The organism is Mesorhizobium hunchu (assembly GCF_040081975.1).
GTDB lineage: Bacteria > Pseudomonadota > Alphaproteobacteria > Rhizobiales > Rhizobiaceae > Mesorhizobium > Mesorhizobium hunchu.
The window spans coordinates 71,716-89,888 of record NZ_JBEBMG010000006.1 but is presented as its reverse complement, the minus strand read 5'-3'; the positions used below and the strand labels follow the sequence as shown (position 1 = coordinate 89,888).

Sequence of the window (18,173 nt, the reverse complement as noted above, 5' to 3'; positions counted from 1 at the left end):
CCGTCTACGGCCCAAGCAATTCGCGCAGGATCGGCGGCAGCGCCTGCGGCAGGTCCTCCGCGACGAGACCCGGACCGAAGCGGCTTCCCGCTTCGGCGTGGATCCAGACTGCGGCGCACGCCGCCTCGAACGCCGGCATGGCCTGCGCCAGAAACCCTGCCACGATGCCGGCTAGCACGTCGCCCGAACCGGCCGTCGCCAGCCAGGATGCCCCGTTGGAGTTGATTGCCGCGCGACCGTCCGGCGCTGCGATCACCGTATCCGGCCCCTTGTAGACGACCACGGCGCTCGACCGGGCGGCCGCCTGCCGCGCTTTGTCCAGCTTGGAAAGCGACGCGTCCGCCGAAAGATCGGGGAACAGACGCGCGAACTCGCCTTCATGCGGCGTAAGGACCAGGGCCGTGGCGCTCTCCGCTGCCGCGGCGAAAATGTCTTCGGGATCGCCGCGAAAGGACGTGATGGCGTCGGCGTCGCAAACGAGGCCGTGAGGCGCAGACTTGTCGCCGTCATGTTCCGACTTGCCGGCACGGAGCACCGCCAGCGCGAATTCCCGGGCCTTCTCTCCGACGCCGAATCCCGGTCCGAGCACGAAGGCCGACGGGCGGCGGTCGTCGAGGAAGCCGGCAAGGTCGGCAATGTCATCGACCCGGCGCAGCATAATGGCGGTCAGATGCGCCGCGTTGACCTGCATGGCGCTGCCCGGAGAAAGCACCGTCACGGCCCCTGCCCCGCAGCGTGCCGCGCCGAGGGCCGACAGCCGTGCCGCCCCGGTCGCATGCGGTCCGCCCGAGAAGACGCCGACATGGCCGCGTTTGTATTTATGGGCATCCACGGCGGGCCTCGGCAATCGGTCCCGCCACAGCGCCGGTTCGTTGGCAAAGGTCCGTATGCCGAGCGACGCGATGACGCTGTCGCCAATTCCGATGTCCGCGACAATCACCTCGCCGCACAATTCGCGGCCGGGCAGCAGAAGATGGCCTGGCTTCCTGCGCACGAACGTCACCGTCACGTCGGCGCGGAACGCCCTGCCAAGCACCGCCCCGCCGGTCCCCGACACGCCGGACGGAAGATCTATGGCGACGACAAGCAGCCGCAGCGCCGCGGCCTTGACGACCGCGGCGGCATCGGCTCCGGCGAGTGGCTTCGACAAGCCGGCCCCGTAGAGCGCATCGACCACGGCGTCGCCCCGCTCCGCCGCGAAGTCCGCCAATGGATGGGCTGGCAACGGGCACTCGGCGGCGGCCAGCGCCGCATCGCCGCCGCCGCGCGGCGCTCCCGACGCCCACAGCGAAACGGCAACTCCGCTTTCTGCCAAAATCGTGGCGACGACATAGCCGTCCCCGCCATTGTTGCCGGAACCGCAAAGCACATGGACGCGCCGCGCGCCCGCGAAGCGGGACAGAACGATCGCCGCGACCGCTTGCCCGGCGTTGCGCATGAGACCGATGCCGTCCAGCGGCCCGGCTTCTATAGCGCGACGGTCGGCTTGGGCCATCTCGGCCGGGGTCAAAAGGTCGATGTTCACGTGGTCACGTCCTGTTGCTGCCGCAGGATTGACCAGTTTCCATCTGCGCGCAAACATGCGCCGATGGATTTTCACGAGATGCAGAAAATTAGAAGGCCAGCGCCATTCTGCCGATAAAATGGGCATGATGCCTAAGAAATAGGCCTCCTCAATTCACTCATGACGCGTTTTCGGACGTGACGATCCATGCCAAGTGATCGAAATCGGGGATTTTTGCCTGTTCGATCAGCATATCGACGTTTTCCCGCGCTTTCGGGTCCGCAGGCGGGATTGGCATGTTTCCTGCTAGACGGAGGAGCAAGCGGGCCAGAACCAACTTCCCGCATCGGAGGCCGAGTTTTCATGAAGAAGATCGAAGCGATCATCAAACCGTTCAAGCTGGACGAGGTGAAGGAGGCTCTGCAGGATGCCGGCCTGCAAGGCATCACCGTGACCGAAGCGAAGGGGTTCGGACGGCAGAAGGGCCACACCGAGCTTTATCGCGGGGCCGAATACGTCGTGGATTTCCTGCCCAAGGTGAAGATCGAAGTCGTACTCGGCGACGAGGCGGTCGAAAGCGCCATCGAAGCGATCCGCAAGGCGGCGCAGACCGGACGCATCGGCGACGGCAAGATCTTCGTCTCCAACATCGAGGAAGTCGTCCGCATCCGCACCGGCGAGACCGGCCTCGACGCGATCTGACGTCTCATCCAACACAACAAGTCGAACCCACACAGGGAAACAGCCCATGACCACAGCATCCGACATCATGAAGCAGATCAAGGACAACGACGTGAAATTCGTCGATCTGCGCTTCACCGACCCGCGGGGCAAATTGCAGCATGTGACGATGGATGTCGTGGCCGTCGACGAGGACATGTTCGCCGACGGCGTCATGTTCGACGGCTCCTCGATCGCCGGCTGGAAGGCGATCAACGAGTCCGACATGGTGCTGATGCCGGACACCGAAACCGCCCATATGGACCCGTTCTTCGCGCAATCCACGATGGTCATCGTGTGCGACATCCTCGATCCGATCTCGGGCGAGGCCTACAACCGCGATCCGCGCGGCACCGCCAAGAAGGCGGAGGCTTACCTGAAAGCCGAAGGCATCGGCGATACTGTCTATATCGGCCCGGAGCCCGAATTCTTCGTGTTCGACGACGTGAAGTATAAGGCCGACCCGTTCAATACCGGCTTCAAGCTGGATTCGACCGAGCTGCCGTCGAACGACGACACCGATTACGAGACCGGCAATCTCGGCCATCGTCCCCGCGTCAAGGGCGGCTATTTCCCCGTGCCACCGATCGACGCGCTGCAAGACATGCGCTCCGAGATGCTGACCGTGCTGTCCGAGATGGGCGTGGTGGTGGAAAAACACCATCACGAGGTCGCCTCGGCCCAGCACGAACTGGGCGTCAAGTTCGACACGCTGGTGCGCAACGCCGACAAGACGCAGGTCTTCAAATATGTCGTGCACCAGGTCGCCAATGCCTACGGCAAGACGGCCACCTTCATGCCGAAGCCCGTCTTCGGCGACAACGGCTCGGGCATGCACGTCCATATGTCGATCTGGAAGGGCGGCAAGCCGACTTTCGCGGGCAATGAATATGCCGGCCTGTCGGAAAGCTGCCTCTATTTCATCGGCGGCGTCATCAAGCACGCCAAGGCGATCAACGCCTTCACCAACCCGCTGACCAATTCCTACAAGCGGCTGGTGCCGGGCTACGAAGCTCCGGTGCTGCTCGCCTATTCGGCGCGCAACCGTTCGGCGTCCTGTCGCATTCCGTTCGGCTCATCGCCGAAGTCCAAGCGGCTGGAAGTGCGCTTCCCCGATCCGGGCGCGAACCCCTACCTGGCCTTCGCGGCCCTTTTGATGGCCGGCCTCGACGGCATCAAGAACAAGATCCATCCCGGCCAGCCGATGGACAAGGACCTCTACGACCTGCCGCCGAAGGAATTGAAGAAGATCCCGACCGTGTGCGGTTCGCTGCGCGAGGCGCTGATGAGCCTGGACAAGGATCGCGCCTTCCTCAAGGCCGGCGGCGTCTTCGATGACGACCAGATCGATTCCTACATCGAACTGAAGATGGCCGAGGTCATGCGCTTCGAGATGACGCCGCATCCGGTCGAATTCGACATGTACTATTCGGTGTAAAGCGAGCCGTTACGCCGTTTTCCTCATGGAATGCAAAAACCCCGGCAGAAATGCCGGGGTTTTTGTCGTGAGACAGTGCTTCCCGCTATTTCTGCGCGGCCGCGAGTTCCTTGTCGAAGGCGATACGCGCCTTTTCGACCATCCGGTGCAGCAGATCCTTGTCGATGAACGCGCCCTCGTCGCCGGCGTCGCGCCGGGCCTTGCGCATGAAGACATCGGCGAATTCGGGATGGGCCGGCAGAACGATGTCGGCCCTCATCGCTCCCAGCCGATCGAAACTATTGCGGAAATCCCCGACGATGCCCGGATAGCTCTTGTTGCCAACCAGGATGTTGCCCGCCACGGTGATGCTGCACGGAAACACGACCTGACGGGGCACGCCTTTGTCCGTTGCCGTCATCCTCCAGGTGGTACAGCCCTTGGTATGGCCGGGCGTCAACATCGCGATCATCTGCACATCGCCAAGCGTTACGACAGAACCGTCATGCAACGTGCGATCCACTTTGACCGCCGGGAAGCGGGCGCCCCCATAGGTGGTGTCGCCTTCCTGCCTGCCGTGCTCCAGCGCGGATTTGTCCTGCTCCATGGCCATGACCTCCGCGCCGCTGTCCTGCTTCAGCTTGGCGATGCCGGCAGCGTGGTCGTAATGCGCGTGGCTATTCAGGATGATCCTGACGTCCGAAAGCCGGAAGCCAAGAGCCCGAATGTTCTTCTCGATCAAACCGGCATTCCCGGCCAGCGTCCCGTCGAGCAGGATCGCCTTGCCATCTGATACGATGAGGTAGGACGCCAGACCCTTCGTGCCGACATAGTAGATGTTGTCGACGATCCTGAACGGCTTGGTCGGCTGGCTCCAGGCGGCTGGTTGCGCCATGGCGGCAGACACGCAAGCGACCGCGGTCAGCAAAGCCAGCAGGCTCAGAATTTTTTTCATGTCCATGATCTTCCTGTACATCACCGCCCCGCCGCAAAACCCGGAATCGACACTTATTCGCCATATACAGAGACGACAAATGATGATATCTCGCCGCACCCATTAGAAAATCTTGGGTTTCCATGGAACGTCCGCGCCTTCCGCTCAACGCATTGCGGGCCTTCGAGGCGGCCGCCAGGCACCTCAGCTTCACCCGTGCCGCGATCGAACTTTGCGTCACGCAGGCGGCCGTGAGTCATCAGGTCAAGCAGCTTGAAAAAACGTTGCAAATCACGCTGTTTCGCCGGCTGCCGCGCGGCCTGATGGTCACCGAAGAAGGACTTTCATTACTTCCTGTCGTCCGCGAGTCTTTCGACCGTATCGGCGACGCGCTAGAGCGTTTCGAAGGCGGCCATCTGCGCGAGGTTCTCACCATCGGCGCGGTCGGGACCTTCGCCGTCGGCTGGCTGCTGCCGCGGCTGGAGGGATTCCGCAACGAGGCGCCCTATGTCGATCTCAGGCTCTCGACGAACAACAACCGGGTCGATATCGCCGCCGAAGGCCTCGATTACGCCATCCGCTTCGGTACCGGAGCCTGGCACGGACTCGACAGCACCGAACTGTTCGCCGCGCCGTTGTCGGCCTTATGTACGGCCGAACTTGCAGCAGGACTGTCGTCACCCGATGACGTCTTCCGTCACGCGCTGCTGCGATCCTATCGCAGCGACGAATGGCCGACCTGGTTTGCCGCCGCGGGGCTGAAACGTCCTCCTGCCCCATTGCGTGGGATAATGTTCGATTCCTCGCTTGCCATGATGGAAGCGGCCTTGCAGGGGACTGGCGTAGCACTTGCGCCGCCGCTGATGTTCCAGCGGTTGCTCACCACCGGCGAAATCGTCCAGCCATTCCCGGTCTCGATCCTGACCGGCAGCTACTGGCTGACCCGGCTGCAAACCAAGCGCCCTAGCGGCGCCATGCAGGCTTTTGCCGACTGGCTGTTTCGGGAGACGGCGGAGCACCGGCGATCGTGACGTCAAATGGCCGGCGGCGTCTTCGACGACGACCGGGGTTATTGCTGCGTCGAACTCAGGATGGCCGAGGTCGTGTGCTTCGAGCTGACGCCGTATCCGGTCGAATTCGATATGTATTACTTGGTCTGAGGCCGCCTTGCCCGTTGAAAAACAAAAACCCCGGCGCCGGCGCCGGGGTTTTTGCTTATCTGTCCGTTTCGCCCGGAAAAGCTCCGCTCAATCGAGCTTGCGGATCACGCCATAGACGATATTGCGGTTTTCGCCGAAGAAGACGTCGGCCTCGACCGTATTGCGGTCGACGCTTCGGTTGATGATGTTCCACATGTCGTCTTCGCCGCGCAGAAGCAGCGTCCAGTTCATGAATGTTTCCATGTAGCCGTCGTCGGTGAGTTCGGGCGAGAAGTTCGCGAACAGCAACGTACCGCCCGGCTTGAGCATACGCATGCAGCGCTTGTTGAGCCTGATGGCGACGGCGTCCGTCAGATAGTCGTAGAGCCCCGCGGAATAGACGAAATCGAACGAGCCCAGCTTGTAGGCGTCGGTCAGCAGGCCGCGCACGGATCCGTCTTGAGCCTCGACCACCGTCCCCGCATAATCGCGCGCGACGGCTCCGACGCTCAGCGGATCCTGATCAAGCGCGACCCACCGCTTTATGCGCCCCTGCGCCAGCGCCTGGGACCGTTCGGCCTCACGAAGATGGCCGGCCGCGATAGCCAGAACCTCCGTTCCGCCTTCCCTCGCCTCGGCGATCTTATCCACCCGCTGCGCGAGAAGATCGCGCCGCTCCCTGACGGCGATGCAGGACGGATAATATTTGCTGTAGGCGTAGAGGGCCTTGCCGATCGGCGAGGCTTCATTCACGTCCTCCCTGATGGTGTCGTGCTGATAGATGAAGTCGAGAAGCCTGGCATCGCCGGAATAACCGCGCGGCTTTTCGAAAGACCACCGGGTGAAGGGGTCCTGATGAAAATAGCGCGCCACCGGATGCGATTGCGCGACGGGCGTCAGCGCCTGCCATACCGACGGCGCGCTCTTGCGCCGAAGCTTGTGCAGCGCCTCGACGGTCCATCGCATGGTCCGCTCGGGCGTGCCGTCGCCTTCGAACCGCTGTTCAGCGCTGTGCAGGATCAGGCCCAGTTCAGCCATCGCCGCTTGCGTGGCCTCGTCCTGCGTCGCGGATATCGACGCAAGCGCCATATTTGCTGCCATGTCTTCGGGCGTGATGAGGCTTTCCCGATCGAACTGAATGCGTGGCTTTTCCATAAAATTGCGACACCCCTGTTAATAATCCGTTAACCATAGCGTCGCCTACGCGAAGGTGGAACACAAGCTTCGGCGCGCCTGAGCATCATTTGACCGATCTTGTTTAGACTTCGCTAACCCTGCCAATGGAATACGCGCCGGCTTAACGGAAGCTTTTGCTCCCGGCGCGAAAATCGGCTGAAACTTAACGGCTTCGGCGCGTAGTGGGATCGGGGGCAATAAGGGTTTGTCTGACTATCGATCCCGTTCGCCGGCAAGGTGTCATCGCATTTCAACGGAAAGCGCATGACCGAAACGACAATCGGCCTGATTGATAGCGACACGGAGGGCTGGGCACAGCACCTGTCGCCAACGCATCTACAGATGCTCTATCACCGTGACGGCGGGCCGGGCCGGCGCATTGCAACGCGCCGGGGGCTGTGGGCTGCGGTCCTGGTCTATCTGCTTTTCTCACTGACAGACATCATCCTGATTCCGGATGTGGCCCATCTGACCGTCGCGGCACGCTTCCTGGTAGGGCTTGGAACCCTGGTCGCGGTCGAGTGGCAGTTTCGCACCGGCGCGTCGGCCGACCGCATGGACGTCACCTGCGCGATCGCCCTGGTGCTTGCCTATGGCGGATGGCTCTTCACGGCCATCAATACGCATTACACGGAAACCATCTCCTACTATCTGGTCTTCGGCGCGATCTTCATGATGAGCGCCAACCTGTTCTTCAGTTTCAGGTTCCTGTTCTCCGTCAGCGTTTCGGGCATCATGCTTCTGGCATCCATCGCCGTGCTTTTCCATGCGCTGCCCGGCAATCGCACGTACCAGCTTTCCTTCGGGCTATTCTATGTTTCCTGCTTTATCTTCACGTCCTACGTGAATTGGCGGCTGAACAAAGAGCGCTACAACGTCTTTCTCAACGCCGTCGAGGCGAAAAGACAGCACAAGGAAGCGACGGAGCGCGGCATGGCCTTGCTGAGGCTGTCGAGGACCGATCCGCTGACGGGGCTGGACAACCGGCGGGCCGTCGACGAGCGGCTGCGCGATCTCTGGCACGACTGGCAAAAGCACGGCCGGACCTTCGGCGTGATGCTGATCGACGTGGATTTCTTCAAGCGGTTCAACGACTGTTACGGCCACCAGGAGGGCGACAGTTGCCTGGTATTCGTCGCCGAGGCGCTACGACGGACCTTCGACGCCACTGACGTCACGATCGGGCGCTACGGCGGAGAGGAATTCATCGCGCTGGCGCCGCTTTCCGGAGAGGACGAACTGAAGGCGCTGGCGGAAGACATTCGCGGCGTTGTCGAAGATCTCAACATCAGGCACGAACAGCGCCTCGACGGCTTTCGCACCGTCACCGTTTCCGTCGGTGCCACGTTCACCCGCCATCTCGGAGGAGGCAAGCTCGAGAAGATCATCCACGAGGCCGACCGCGCCCTCTATCTTGCCAAGGCCAGCGGACGCAATTGCGCGAAACTGTTCGACCCCGGCGACCCGCAGAGCAATGACGAAAGCGAGAACATCGCCGGACTGCTCGGGACGGCGATCGAAAAGAACCTGGTCAGCCTCGTCTACCAGCCCATCCAGGACGTCGCGACGAGGCGGACCTGCGGACTGGAAGCGCTGATGCGGCTCAACATGCCAGACGGCATTTCCGTCCCACCAAGCCTATTCATACCCCTTGCCGAGCGAAACGGCACGATCGTCGACCTGGGGCGCTGGGCGATCAGGACGGCGTGCCTGGAAATACTGGCCAACGATCTCGCGCCGGTCGTCAGCGTCAACGTTTCGCCCATCCAGCTCAAAGCACCGGGATTCGCGGCTTCGGTCGCCGCCATACTGGGCGATACCGGGGTGTCCGGCAACCGCCTTGCTTTCGAGATAACAGAAGGCCTCGACATGGAGATGCACGCCGATGTGCTGCGCTGCATCGGCGACCTGAAGCTTCTTGGCATCGAAATCTGGCTCGACGATTTCGGCACCGGCTTCGCCGGTTTGTCATGGCTCAGGCTGATCGACTTCGACACGGTCAAGATCGACCGGTCCTTCCTGCATGATTCCGTCACGCCGCGCGGTGAGGCCATGCTGCGCGACATCATCGGCCTGATCAGGAACCGCGGCCCGAGAATCCTTATTGAAGGCGTCGAAAGCGAGGACCAGATGACGCTGACAAGGCGCTTCGGCATCGACCGGGCGCAAGGCTACTATGTGGGCCGACCGACGGGAGCGGAAAGCTTCCGGCATTTCCGGTCTATCCAGCAAAGGCGCGCCAGCGGGCGGTACTGAGATCCACAGAACGACAAAACCCGGCGGTTTCCCGCCGGGTTTCCCAATGCAGCTTGAGAAGGACGAAACTTAGGCTGCCGCCTTCTTCGCCCCTTCCGTCGGAACTTCCGCGATCGTCTTCAGGACTTGCGAAGCGATCTGGTAGGGGTCGCCCTGGCTGTTGGGGCGGCGATCTTCCAGATAGCCCTTATAGTCGTTGTTGACGAAGGAATGCGGCACGCGGATCGAGGCGCCGCGGTCGGCGACGCCGTAGGAGAACCTGTTCCACGGCGCCGTCTCGTGCTTGCCGGTCAGGCGCTTGTCGTTGTCGGGGCCGTAAACGGCGATGTGATCCATGAGGTTCTTCTCGAAGGCGGCCATGAGCGCCTCGAAATAGGCCTTACCGCCCACTTCGCGCATGTATCTCGTTGAGAAGTTGCAGTGCATGCCCGAACCGTTCCAATCGGTGTCGCCAAGCGGCTTGCAATGGAATTCGATGTCGACGCCGTATTTTTCCGTCAGGCGCAGCAGCAGGTAGCGAGCCATCCAGATCTGGTCGGCGGCGGTCTTCGAGCCCTTGCCGAAAATCTGGAACTCCCACTGGCCCTTGGCCACCTCGGCATTAATGCCTTCATGGTTGATGCCGGCCGCGAGGCACTGGTCGAGATGCTCCTCGACGATCTGGCGGGCGACGTCGCCGACGTTCTTGTAGCCGACGCCGGTGTAGTAGCCACCCTGCGGTTCGGGCCAGCCATGCTCCGGGAAGCCCAGTGGACGGCCGTCCCTGTAGAAGAAATACTCCTGCTCGAAGCCGAACCAGGCGTCAGGATCGTCGAGGATGGCGGCGCGCTTGTTGGAGGCGTGCGGCGTGACGCCATCGGGCATCATGACTTCGCACATGACCAGAACGCCGTTGGTGCGGGCCGGGTCAGGATAGACCGCGACGGGCTTCAGCACACAATCCGACGAATGTCCCTCGGCCTGCCGGGTCGAGGAGCCGTCGAAACCCCACAGCGGGAGTTGGTCGAGTGTCGGGAATTCGGCGAACTCCTTGACCTGCGTCTTGCCGCGCAGGTTCGGAGCCGGGGTGTAGCCGTCGAGCCAGATATACTCGAGCTTGTATTTGGTCATTTGACGCCTCTTGCGATGTTGCGGAACCGGCAAGGTTCTCTCTGCATTCGATCCCGTAGTCTCCTGCGGGATCGACATTCCGGCAAAGGAAAAGCAAGCAGCGTGCCAAACACGGAAACCGACAGATCGACCGCCAACGTGTCGTAACCCGAATTGTTGCGGATGCCTGTATTCATCGAGGGCAACCCGGCAACATTGCCTATATTTTAGGCAATATTTGTTCTTTTCATAATCATATTGCTCAAATGAATCGCATGACCTATATTTTTGGGAGCCATTTGCACTTGTGCCCGTCCGAAGGAAAGGGAGGCTGGCAATGCAGACCAATCTCAGGGGCCGAACCGCTACGATCCTGACTTTCCCTACGGCAGCGCGGCGCACTGCCTTGAATTTAGGCAACAAGGCGAAATTCGCAGCAGAGCTCGCCGCCTTGAAGGGTCGGCACGTCGATATCGACGGGTGGTATCATCAGGCCGCGATCGAGGAAGAGGCCAACAAACCTCGGAATTGATCGGCCGCAATCGAATTGTGAAAGCCAGAACGTTCTGACCCGGCAAGGTCCTGCAGCTTATATCCGACGTTTAATGCCGACCGCTGTCTTTCAGCGCTCCCAATAAGGTCACGCAGGCCATGAAGTCGCGTTCGCGTTGGGTGCGACGCGCGACCGCCTCTGCGTCCTGGCCCCAGTGCTCGATCTGCCAGTCCTCATCGACATGGGCGGCGGACCACCCTTCTTGCGGCGCAAGCGCCCCGGCCTCGACGCCGAGCGCCAGCAGGGCGGACCCGGTCAGCGTGGTCATCACATGTAGCGCTGCCAGCCTGAAGGGGTCAGCGCGTTGCGCCAGATGCGCGCCCAGCACGGCGATGGTCTCGCGCGGCTGTTCGACATGGATGACACCTTCGGCCAGATTGAAACGGGCGCCGAGCGCCGAGCGCGCCCAGTCGAGCACCGGGTCCCAGCGGTCGTTCTGGCGCTCGACCAGCCCTTGCGGCCCGTCCGCCCGGTAGCAGAGCAGGTCCGACGAGGCGAAGCGCACTATGTCTTCCAGCACCGCCTGCGGATCGGCCGAGACGCCGTCGATGGCGGTGTTGACCAGCCGCAGCACCGGCATTTTCACAGGGTCGATCGTCTCGGTCTGCGCGTCGAACTCGGCAGCAACAAGCCGGGCCGCTGCCTCTGCGGGCAGCGTCAGCAGCGCCTTGCCGGGTGTTCGCACCGGCCGGCCGTCGAGCTTCACGGCAAATCCGTCGTCCAACGGCTCGACCGATACCGCTTTGTAGAACCGCTTCGGCAAGGGTGTCCTGGCAAGCGCCTGCGCCCGGCGCACTGGATCGGGGTCGGAAAGCATCTTGCCGGCTTCGAGGTCGTTCAGGAGGTCACGCATCAGGGAACTATCTGGCGTTTTACAGGCCGGTTGACAATGATCAGCCCCGCGACAATCAACACCAGCGCCGCATATGCGGCCGGCGAAACGGGCTCGCCAAGCAGCAGGCCGCCGCACAGGACGCCGAATACCGGGGTCAGGAAGGCGAAGCTCGACAACCCGGAGGCCGGGTAGCGGCCGAGCATCCAGAACCACAGCACATAGGTGAAGGCGACGACGTAGACCGCTTGGAAAAGCAGCGCCAATGTCGGCGCTACCGCCAGTTCGCGCACGGGCGGCCCGGCGAACGGCATCACCAGAAGGCCAACCACGGCCGAACCGGCGAGCTGATAGAGAAGCAGTTTCTCGGCAGCGACCTCCGTCAGCCGCGAGCGCTTGATGACGATGTTCGTCGAAGCCCAGAGGATGCCTGCGGCCAGGCTCAGCAGGTCGCCCGCCAGCATGCCCTTCCTTGCGACGCCCAGGCCATCGGAAAATACGAGGACCAACCCGCCGAACGCCAGAACCAGCCCGAGGAACTTGCGGGAGCTGATCGCCTCGCCGAGCAGGAAATGGGCGCCGATCAGCATCCAGAACGGCATGGCATTGACGAGCAGCGTATTGCGCGCGACGGTCGTGTGCTCCAGCCCTACGTAGAGGCACAGGAACTCCAGCCCGAACAGGATGCCGACGGCAACGCCCGCGCCAAGGGTGCCGTCGCGCGAGAACAGCCTTATCCCGCGCCAGCGGCACCACAGCCATACGAAGAAGCCGCCGATGACCGAGCGGATCACCGACAGGAAGACCGGATCGAAACCCGCATAGGAAATCTTGGCGGCGACGTAGTTCAGCCCCCAGGAGAAAGTCAGCAGGACCATCAGGCCCGCGGCCGTCGCGTCCACCGTATCGCGCCGCACGAGAGGAACGGCGGCGTTGGTCACTCCGTATCCCTCGCGCTGTCTTCCTCGAAGCCGAGCAGGTTCCAGCTCTGGCGCATATGCGGCGGCATCGGCGCCGTCACGTCCAGCAACCCTTGCGCGGGATGCGGAATGACGATGCGCCGGGCATGGAGATGGAGGCGGTTCTGCATCCCTCCGGGAAAATCCCAGTTGGTGTCGGCCTCGAAATATTTCGGATCGCCGATGATCGGGTGACCGATATAGGCGGCATGGACGCGGAGCTGGTGGGTGCGGCCGGTATAGGGCTCCATTTCCAGCCATGCCAGCGACTGCGCGGCCTGTTCGACAACGCGATAATAGGAGACGGCGTGGTCGGCCCCTTTCTCGCCATGCCTGACCACGCGCATACGGTCGCCGTCCGGCGTCTGCTCCTTGGCGAGCCAGGTCGAGATCTTGTCCTCGCGCTTGCCGGGCACGCCCTTGACCAGCGCCCAGTAGGTCTTCTTCGTCTCCCGCGCGCGAAACGCTTCCGACAGCTTCATCGCCGCCAGCCGCGTTCGCGCCACCACCAGCACGCCGGAAGTGTCGCGGTCGAGCCGGTGGACGAGGCGCGGCTTTTCGCCCTTCTTGTTGCGCCAGGCTTCCAGCATGTCGTCGACATTGCGGGTGACGCCCGAGCCGCCCTGCACGGCCAGCCCCGCAGGCTTGTTGAAGACAAATACCCTATCGTCTTCATGCAGCAGCATCTTGGCCAGCACATCCGCATCGCCCTGGTTGCGGATGGAATGGCCGGTCAGGTTCGCATCGCCCTTCTTGTCGACCTCGAGCGGCGGAATGCGGATCACCTGCCCCGGCTCGATGCGCGTGTCCGTCTTGGCGCGGCCGCCGTCGACGCGCACCTGTCCGGAGCGCAGGAGTTTCTGCAAATGGCCGAAGCCCAGCCCCGGATAGTGGCTCTTGAACCAGCGATCGAGCCGCATCCCCGCCTCGCCGGCTTCCACCTTTATCTGTTCAACACCTGCCATGACTGGCTAATGACGCCCATTTCGCGCGGCGTCCAGTGATCAGGATGAAGATTTCCATGAACCCAGCAGTGCAAACGCCCGACAGGCCGCACACTGATACGCGGCGGCCGGCTTATCCGCCCCGTTCGCGGCGCAGCTTGGCCCAGTAGTCCAGCCGCTTGCGGATATCCCGTTCGAAGCCCCGGTCCGGCGGATCGTAGAACGTCTGGCGGCCCATCTTCTCCGGAAAGTAATCCTGACCGGAAAAGGCATCCGGCTCGTCATGGTCGTAGCGATAGCCGGCGCCGTAGTCCTCTTCCTTCATCAGCTTGGTCGGCGCGTTGAGGATGTGCTTGGGCGGCAGCAGCGAGCCGTTTTCCTTCGCGGCCCGCCGGGCGCTCTTGAAGGCCGTGTAGACGGCGTTGGATTTCGGCGCGGTGGCCAGATAGACGCAGGCCTGCGCGAAGGCGAGTTCGCCCTCCGGCGAGCCGAGGAAATCATAGGCGTCCTTGGCCGCGTTGGCGACGACCAACGCCTGCGGATCGGCCAGGCCGATGTCCTCGACGGCCATGCGCACGAGGCGGCGGCCGAGATAGAGCGGGTCTTCGCCGGCGTCGAACATACGCGACAGGTAGTAGAGCGCCGCGTCCGGATCGGAACCGCGCACCGATTTGTGCAGCGCCGAGATCAGATTGTAGTGGCCGTCCTGGCCCTTGTCGTAGATCGGCACGCGGCGCTGGACGATACGTTGCAGGCCTTCCGCGTCGAACACCTCGCCGGGCTTGGCGGCGCGCCACACCTCCTCGGCCAGCGTCAGCGAGGCGCGTCCATCGCCGTCAGCCATGCGCTTGAGAACCACCCTCGCCTCCCCGTCGAGCGGCAGCGCACTACCCTGCAATGCCTCGGCACGCTCCAGGAGCTTTTCTATGCTTTCCTCGCCGAGAGACTGGAACACGAGTACCCGCGCCCGCGACAGCAACGCGGCGTTCAATTCAAACGAAGGATTTTCGGTGGTCGCGCCGACCAGCACGACCGTCCCGTCTTCCATCACCGGCAGGAAGGAATCCTGCTGCGCGCGGTTGAAGCGATGGATCTCGTCGACGAACAGCAGCGTCTGGCGGCCGTTCGCGCGCCGCAGCCGTGCCGCCTCGAAAACCTTCTTGAGGTCAGCCACTCCGGAGAAGATCGCCGATATCTGCTCGAAGGCGAGGCTGGTCTCGCCGGCCAGCAGCCGCGCCACCGTTGTCTTGCCGGTGCCGGGTGGCCCCCAGAAGATCATGGAGCCGAGCGAGCCGGACTGGATGAGGCGCGTGAGCGCTCCGTCCGGACCGGTCAGGTGTTCCTGTCCGACCACTTCGGCAAGCGTCCTCGGCCGCAGCCGGTCCGCGAGCGGCTGGCCGGGCGGCGCCGGCTTCGGCTTGTCGTCGATGTTGAAGAGGTCGGCCATACGTGAAGTATATAAGCTAATCGGCGGTTGGCAGTAGGCAGTTGCCAATGGATTTTCCGACTGCCGATCGCTCAAGCTCAATACCGCAGCACCTGACGCATGGTCTGCCCGTTGCGCACGACCGTAAAGCGCCACCAACGCGTGTTCTGCAACGAGACCTGGGCCAGTTTCTCGGCGCTGTCGATCGTCGTCCCGTTGACCTCGCGCACGACGTCGCCCGGCTGGAAGCCGAAATCGGCGGCGGGTGAATCGCGGCTGACATCCACCACGGCCACGCCCCTGGCGTCGGTGCGCATGCCGAGCCGCTGCGCCAGCCGCGGCGAAAGCTCGGCGACCTTCGCGCCGGCGAAGGGACTGCGCCCGCGCAGCAACACCTGCGATGTCGTTGCGCCTTCTGGCGGACGCTCGAGGGCGATGTCGACTGTCTGCTGCTGGCCCTTGCTCAGCGTACCGAACGTCGCGGTCGAACCGATCGACAGCGTCGCCATGCGATAGTCGAGCGCCTCGATGCTTTCGACCGCCGTGCCGTTGAGGCTCAGCACCACGTCGCCCGGTTTGAGGCCGGCGTTGTCGGCGGGGCCGCCGGGCGCGACGGAGGAGACCAGCGCGCCCGTCGGCGCATCCATCCCGAGCGATTCCGCGATCTGCGGCGTGACCGCCTCGAACTCGGCGCCGATATAGGGCCGCTCGAAGAAGTCGGACCCGGACTTCGCCGCATCCGCGAAGGCATGCACCATGTTGGAAGGAATGGCGAAGCCGATGCCGATCGAACCGCCGCTGCGGCTGAAGATCGCCGTGTTGATGCCGATGAGCTGCCCGGCCATGTTGATCAGCGCGCCGCCGGAATTGCCGGGGTTGATGGCGGCGTCCGTCTGGATGAAATAGCCGGAATCCGAGATGCCGATATGGCTGCGCGCCAACGCCGAGACGATACCGCTGGTGGTCGTCTGGCCGACACCGAACGGATTGCCTATCGCGAGCACCAGATCGCCGACCTCCAGCGCGTCCGAATCGCCGATCGGGATGGTCGGGAACGGCTTGTCGGAGGAGATCTTCAGCACCGCCAGATCGAGCGTCTCGTCCTTGAGCAGGATCTTCGACGTGAACTCCCGCCCGTCCGAGGTCGCGACCTTCACCTCGTCGGCATCCTTGATGACGTGGAAATTGGTGACGACGATACCGGACGGATCGACCAGCACGCCGGAACCCAGCGAGGACTGCGCGCGCGGCTGCGAGCGGCCGAAAAACTGCTCGAAGAACGGGTCGCCGTCGAAGGGCGAGATCACGCGGGCCGTCTGCGAGGCATAGACGTTGACCACAGCCGGCGCCGTCTGTTTCACCAGAGGTGCGTAGGAAAGCTGGATCTCCTCGCGCCCGAACGGCACGCGCCGGTCGGAACCGGATGTGGCGTTCTCGCCTTCGACACCGTGCAGAAGATCGGTCAGCACGTCGCTGAGGCCGGGATCGTCTTTTTTCTCCTCGGCCACCGCACGACCGGCGGTCATCGCCGCGAAAGCCAGCAGAATCGTCGAAATCAGAAGAAGTGGCAGCCCCCGGGCGCGCATATGGCGAATCCTTCCGCAGAATTTTCGGCCATTGTCGCGACGATTGTGCAAAATGAAAGGCTGACGGCCGCTTTTTCGTCCTTCAAAAGAAAAGCCCCGGCGCCGCAGCGGCCGGGGCCTTCTTCCGTGAAAGCGTATCTTACTGTGCGTCGGCGCGCTGGTCGGGTCCGAGATTGAGTGCATCGCGGATCGTGTAGAACATATCCGTCTGGTCGGTCAGGCCGGCGAAATTCGCCGCGCGCGGGCCGAAGGCGGCGACGCGCAGTTGCGCGCCGGTATGCTCCTGGTCGTCCTCTTCCGAATTGCCGTAGCTGACCGTCATCACCGAACCGTCCTTGGTGTTGAGGGCCTGCGTCAGCCCCGGCGCCTTAGTCTCATTCGGGATGATCTGGCTCGAATGGGCATGGTCGGCGGTGACGATCACCAGCGTGTTGCCGTTGGCCTTGGCGAATTCGAGGCCTACCTGCACGGCCTCGTCAAGATCGACAGTCTCGCCGATCTGGCCGCAGGGATTGGCGGCATGGTCCTGCTTGTCGATCGAAGCGCCTTCCACCTGCAGGAAGAAGCCCTTCTCGTTGCCCTTCAGGAGATCGATCGCCTTCTTGGTCATGTCGGCGAGCGTCGGCACGGAAGCCGTCCGTTCAGCGTTGGGCTCGCAGGTAACGGCTGCCTGGTCGATATTGCCGTGGTGGACGGCTTTCGGCCCCTTCCAGCGCACCGGCATGTTGCCTTCGGCGAAAAGGCCGAGCAGCGGCTTGCCGTCATTGGCCTCGCCCACCGCGTTCATCTCGTCCAACGTCTTGACGACGACGAAGCCGCGCTCCGTGGCCTGGTCCATCAACGTCTTGTCCTTCCAGTCGCCGGCCTTAGCCACTTCCCCGAAGGTCTTGGCGCCGCCGCCCAGCGTCACGTCGGGACGCGTGTTGAGAAGCTGTTCGGTGATTGAGCCGAGTCCGCCCTTCTCCAGCGCATCAGCGGGGCACTTCTCTGTCGTCGCTTCCGGACCATAGCACTTGCGCTGCGCCACATGGGCAAGCAGCACGGCGGGCGTCGCATCCTGCAATTCGGCGGTCGAGACATCGCCCGTGGCGAGACCGGCGGCCTTGGCGAGCTCGATCAGCGTGCTGTGAGGCTTGCCGTGGACGTCGACGCCGATGGCGCCGTTATAACTCTTCACGCCGGTCGCCCAAGCTGTTCCGGACGCCGCCGAATCGGTGACGTAGTCAGGCTTGCCCGTTTCCTTGTCGAGCGAATAGTGGGTGTACTGGCCGGTTACCGGCAGGGCGTCGATACCCTTGAAGGAGCCGCCCGCGCCCTCGGCGTAGTTGCGCGCGACGGTGATCTCGGAATCCCCCATGCCGTCGCCGATGAACAGGATCACGTTCTTCACCGGGCCGTCGGTAAGCTGAGCCTGGAAAGCAGCCGTCGCGTCGCCGGCGAGGCGGCGGGCGCCGCCGGGCGCGCTGAGATCGCCCTGTGCGGCGCGCTTGAGATAGGCGTCCGCCGTGGCGTCCTGCGCGAGGACGGGACCGCAGGCAATAAGGGTGGCCGCAGCAACGGTCGCCATCAGCATGTGTCGCGATTGAATGGTCATGATCATTGTCCTTCGCCTGTTTCGAAAAGATGTAAAATGGACAT

At 63.1% G+C, this 18,173-nt stretch carries 15 protein-coding genes; 5 read left to right on the top strand and 10 right to left on the bottom strand.

Going from position 1 to position 18,173, the window contains the following annotated elements; all coding sequences use genetic code 11:
* Positions 1 to 4: 4 nt before the first annotated feature.
* Positions 5 to 1,525: an NAD(P)H-hydrate dehydratase gene (locus ABMA46_RS12550; protein WP_348999777.1), complete on the bottom strand. Its 1,521-nt coding sequence runs from the start codon at positions 1,523 to 1,525 to the stop codon at positions 5 to 7.
* A 342-nt stretch (positions 1,526 to 1,867) separates the two neighbouring features.
* Here ABMA46_RS12550 and ABMA46_RS12545 point away from each other — a divergent pair, with 342 nt between their 5' ends.
* Both ABMA46_RS12545 and glnA read left to right on the top strand, forming a co-directional pair.
* Complete coding sequence (locus ABMA46_RS12545) at positions 1,868 to 2,206, top strand: P-II family nitrogen regulator (protein ID WP_348999776.1); 339 nt, start codon at positions 1,868 to 1,870, stop codon at positions 2,204 to 2,206.
* 46 nt (positions 2,207 to 2,252) lie between these two features.
* Positions 2,253 to 3,662, top strand: a complete 1,410-nt coding sequence (gene glnA, locus ABMA46_RS12540; protein ID WP_348999775.1) for a type I glutamate--ammonia ligase — start codon at positions 2,253 to 2,255, stop codon at positions 3,660 to 3,662.
* An 85-nt stretch (positions 3,663 to 3,747) separates the two neighbouring features.
* On the opposite strand, the gene bla is transcribed toward glnA, so the two are convergent.
* On the bottom strand, positions 3,748 to 4,596 hold the full coding sequence (gene bla, locus ABMA46_RS12535) for a subclass B3 metallo-beta-lactamase (RefSeq protein WP_348999774.1): 849 nt from the start codon (positions 4,594 to 4,596) through the stop codon (positions 3,748 to 3,750).
* A gap of 122 nt (positions 4,597 to 4,718) precedes the next feature.
* Between bla and ABMA46_RS12530 the strand changes: the two genes are divergently transcribed.
* Positions 4,719 to 5,606: a LysR family transcriptional regulator gene (locus ABMA46_RS12530; protein ID WP_348999773.1), complete on the top strand. Its 888-nt coding sequence runs from the start codon at positions 4,719 to 4,721 to the stop codon at positions 5,604 to 5,606.
* 216 nt (positions 5,607 to 5,822) lie between these two features.
* Here ABMA46_RS12530 and ABMA46_RS12525 read toward each other — a convergent pair whose 3' ends face one another.
* Positions 5,823 to 6,869: a class I SAM-dependent methyltransferase gene (locus ABMA46_RS12525; RefSeq protein WP_348999772.1), complete on the bottom strand. Its 1,047-nt coding sequence runs from the start codon at positions 6,867 to 6,869 to the stop codon at positions 5,823 to 5,825.
* A gap of 285 nt (positions 6,870 to 7,154) precedes the next feature.
* On the opposite strand from ABMA46_RS12525, the gene ABMA46_RS12520 reads away from it, so the two are divergent.
* Positions 7,155 to 9,146: a putative bifunctional diguanylate cyclase/phosphodiesterase gene (locus ABMA46_RS12520; RefSeq protein ID WP_348999770.1), complete on the top strand. Its 1,992-nt coding sequence runs from the start codon at positions 7,155 to 7,157 to the stop codon at positions 9,144 to 9,146.
* A gap of 69 nt (positions 9,147 to 9,215) precedes the next feature.
* Here ABMA46_RS12520 and ABMA46_RS12515 read toward each other — a convergent pair whose 3' ends face one another.
* Positions 9,216 to 10,256 carry a glutamine synthetase beta-grasp domain-containing protein gene (locus ABMA46_RS12515; RefSeq protein ID WP_348999769.1) on the bottom strand — a complete coding sequence of 347 codons (1,041 nt, stop codon included), beginning with the start codon at positions 10,254 to 10,256 and terminating at the stop codon, positions 9,216 to 9,218.
* Positions 10,257 to 10,572: 316 nt separating this feature from the next.
* Here ABMA46_RS12515 and ABMA46_RS12510 point away from each other — a divergent pair, with 316 nt between their 5' ends.
* The gene (locus ABMA46_RS12510; RefSeq protein ID WP_348999767.1) at positions 10,573 to 10,767 is read left to right on the top strand and encodes a DUF2735 domain-containing protein; all 195 of its coding nucleotides are present in this window, start codon (positions 10,573 to 10,575) and stop codon (positions 10,765 to 10,767) included.
* Positions 10,768 to 10,837: 70 nt separating this feature from the next.
* Here ABMA46_RS12510 and ABMA46_RS12505 read toward each other — a convergent pair whose 3' ends face one another.
* The 6 genes from ABMA46_RS12505 to phoA all read right to left on the bottom strand — a co-directional run bounded on the left by ABMA46_RS12505 (position 10,838) and on the right by phoA (position 18,108).
* Complete coding sequence (locus ABMA46_RS12505; protein ID WP_348999765.1) at positions 10,838 to 11,641, bottom strand: ATP12 family chaperone protein; 804 nt, start codon at positions 11,639 to 11,641, stop codon at positions 10,838 to 10,840.
* The gene (locus ABMA46_RS12500; RefSeq protein ID WP_349000137.1) at positions 11,641 to 12,498 is read right to left on the bottom strand and encodes a DMT family transporter; all 858 of its coding nucleotides are present in this window, start codon (positions 12,496 to 12,498) and stop codon (positions 11,641 to 11,643) included. The genes ABMA46_RS12505 and ABMA46_RS12500 overlap by 1 nt, the downstream gene beginning before the upstream one ends.
* Before the next feature lie 59 nt (positions 12,499 to 12,557).
* Positions 12,558 to 13,544: an RluA family pseudouridine synthase gene (locus tag ABMA46_RS12495; RefSeq protein ID WP_348999764.1), complete on the bottom strand. Its 987-nt coding sequence runs from the start codon at positions 13,542 to 13,544 to the stop codon at positions 12,558 to 12,560.
* Positions 13,545 to 13,656: 112 nt separating this feature from the next.
* The gene (locus ABMA46_RS12490) at positions 13,657 to 14,970 is read right to left on the bottom strand and encodes a replication-associated recombination protein A (RefSeq protein WP_348999763.1); all 1,314 of its coding nucleotides are present in this window, start codon (positions 14,968 to 14,970) and stop codon (positions 13,657 to 13,659) included.
* Between the two features lie 77 nt (positions 14,971 to 15,047).
* Positions 15,048 to 16,475: a DegQ family serine endoprotease gene (locus ABMA46_RS12485; RefSeq protein ID WP_425475741.1), complete on the bottom strand. Its 1,428-nt coding sequence runs from the start codon at positions 16,473 to 16,475 to the stop codon at positions 15,048 to 15,050.
* A 199-nt stretch (positions 16,476 to 16,674) separates the two neighbouring features.
* On the bottom strand, positions 16,675 to 18,108 hold the full coding sequence (phoA, locus tag ABMA46_RS12480; protein WP_349000135.1) for an alkaline phosphatase: 1,434 nt from the start codon (positions 18,106 to 18,108) through the stop codon (positions 16,675 to 16,677).
* Positions 18,109 to 18,173 lie beyond the last annotated feature (65 nt).

Excerpts from the sequence above, each read along its gene's own strand:
- ABMA46_RS12545 (WP_348999776.1), top strand. The coding sequence starts at position 1,868 with ATGAAGAAGATCGAAGCGATCATCAAACCGTTCAAGCTGGACGAGGTG.
- glnA (WP_348999775.1), top strand. The coding sequence starts at position 2,253 with ATGACCACAGCATCCGACATCATGAAGCAGATCAAGGACAACGACGTG.
- bla (WP_348999774.1), bottom strand. The coding sequence starts at position 4,596 with ATGAAAAAAATTCTGAGCCTGCTGGCTTTGCTGACCGCGGTCGCTTGC.
- ABMA46_RS12530 (WP_348999773.1), top strand. The coding sequence starts at position 4,719 with ATGGAACGTCCGCGCCTTCCGCTCAACGCATTGCGGGCCTTCGAGGCG.
- ABMA46_RS12525 (WP_348999772.1), bottom strand. The coding sequence starts at position 6,869 with ATGGAAAAGCCACGCATTCAGTTCGATCGGGAAAGCCTCATCACGCCC.
- ABMA46_RS12520 (WP_348999770.1), top strand. The coding sequence starts at position 7,155 with ATGACCGAAACGACAATCGGCCTGATTGATAGCGACACGGAGGGCTGG.
- ABMA46_RS12515 (WP_348999769.1), bottom strand. The coding sequence starts at position 10,256 with ATGACCAAATACAAGCTCGAGTATATCTGGCTCGACGGCTACACCCCG.
- ABMA46_RS12510 (WP_348999767.1), top strand. The coding sequence starts at position 10,573 with ATGCAGACCAATCTCAGGGGCCGAACCGCTACGATCCTGACTTTCCCT.
- ABMA46_RS12505 (WP_348999765.1), bottom strand. The coding sequence starts at position 11,641 with ATGCGTGACCTCCTGAACGACCTCGAAGCCGGCAAGATGCTTTCCGAC.
- ABMA46_RS12500 (WP_349000137.1), bottom strand. The coding sequence starts at position 12,498 with ATGGTCCTGCTGACTTTCTCCTGGGGGCTGAACTACGTCGCCGCCAAG.
- ABMA46_RS12495 (WP_348999764.1), bottom strand. The coding sequence starts at position 13,544 with ATGGCAGGTGTTGAACAGATAAAGGTGGAAGCCGGCGAGGCGGGGATG.
- ABMA46_RS12490 (WP_348999763.1), bottom strand. The coding sequence starts at position 14,970 with ATGGCCGACCTCTTCAACATCGACGACAAGCCGAAGCCGGCGCCGCCC.
- ABMA46_RS12485 (WP_425475741.1), bottom strand. The coding sequence starts at position 16,475 with ATGACCGCCGGTCGTGCGGTGGCCGAGGAGAAAAAAGACGATCCCGGC.
- phoA (WP_349000135.1), bottom strand. The coding sequence starts at position 18,108 with ATGCTGATGGCGACCGTTGCTGCGGCCACCCTTATTGCCTGCGGTCCC.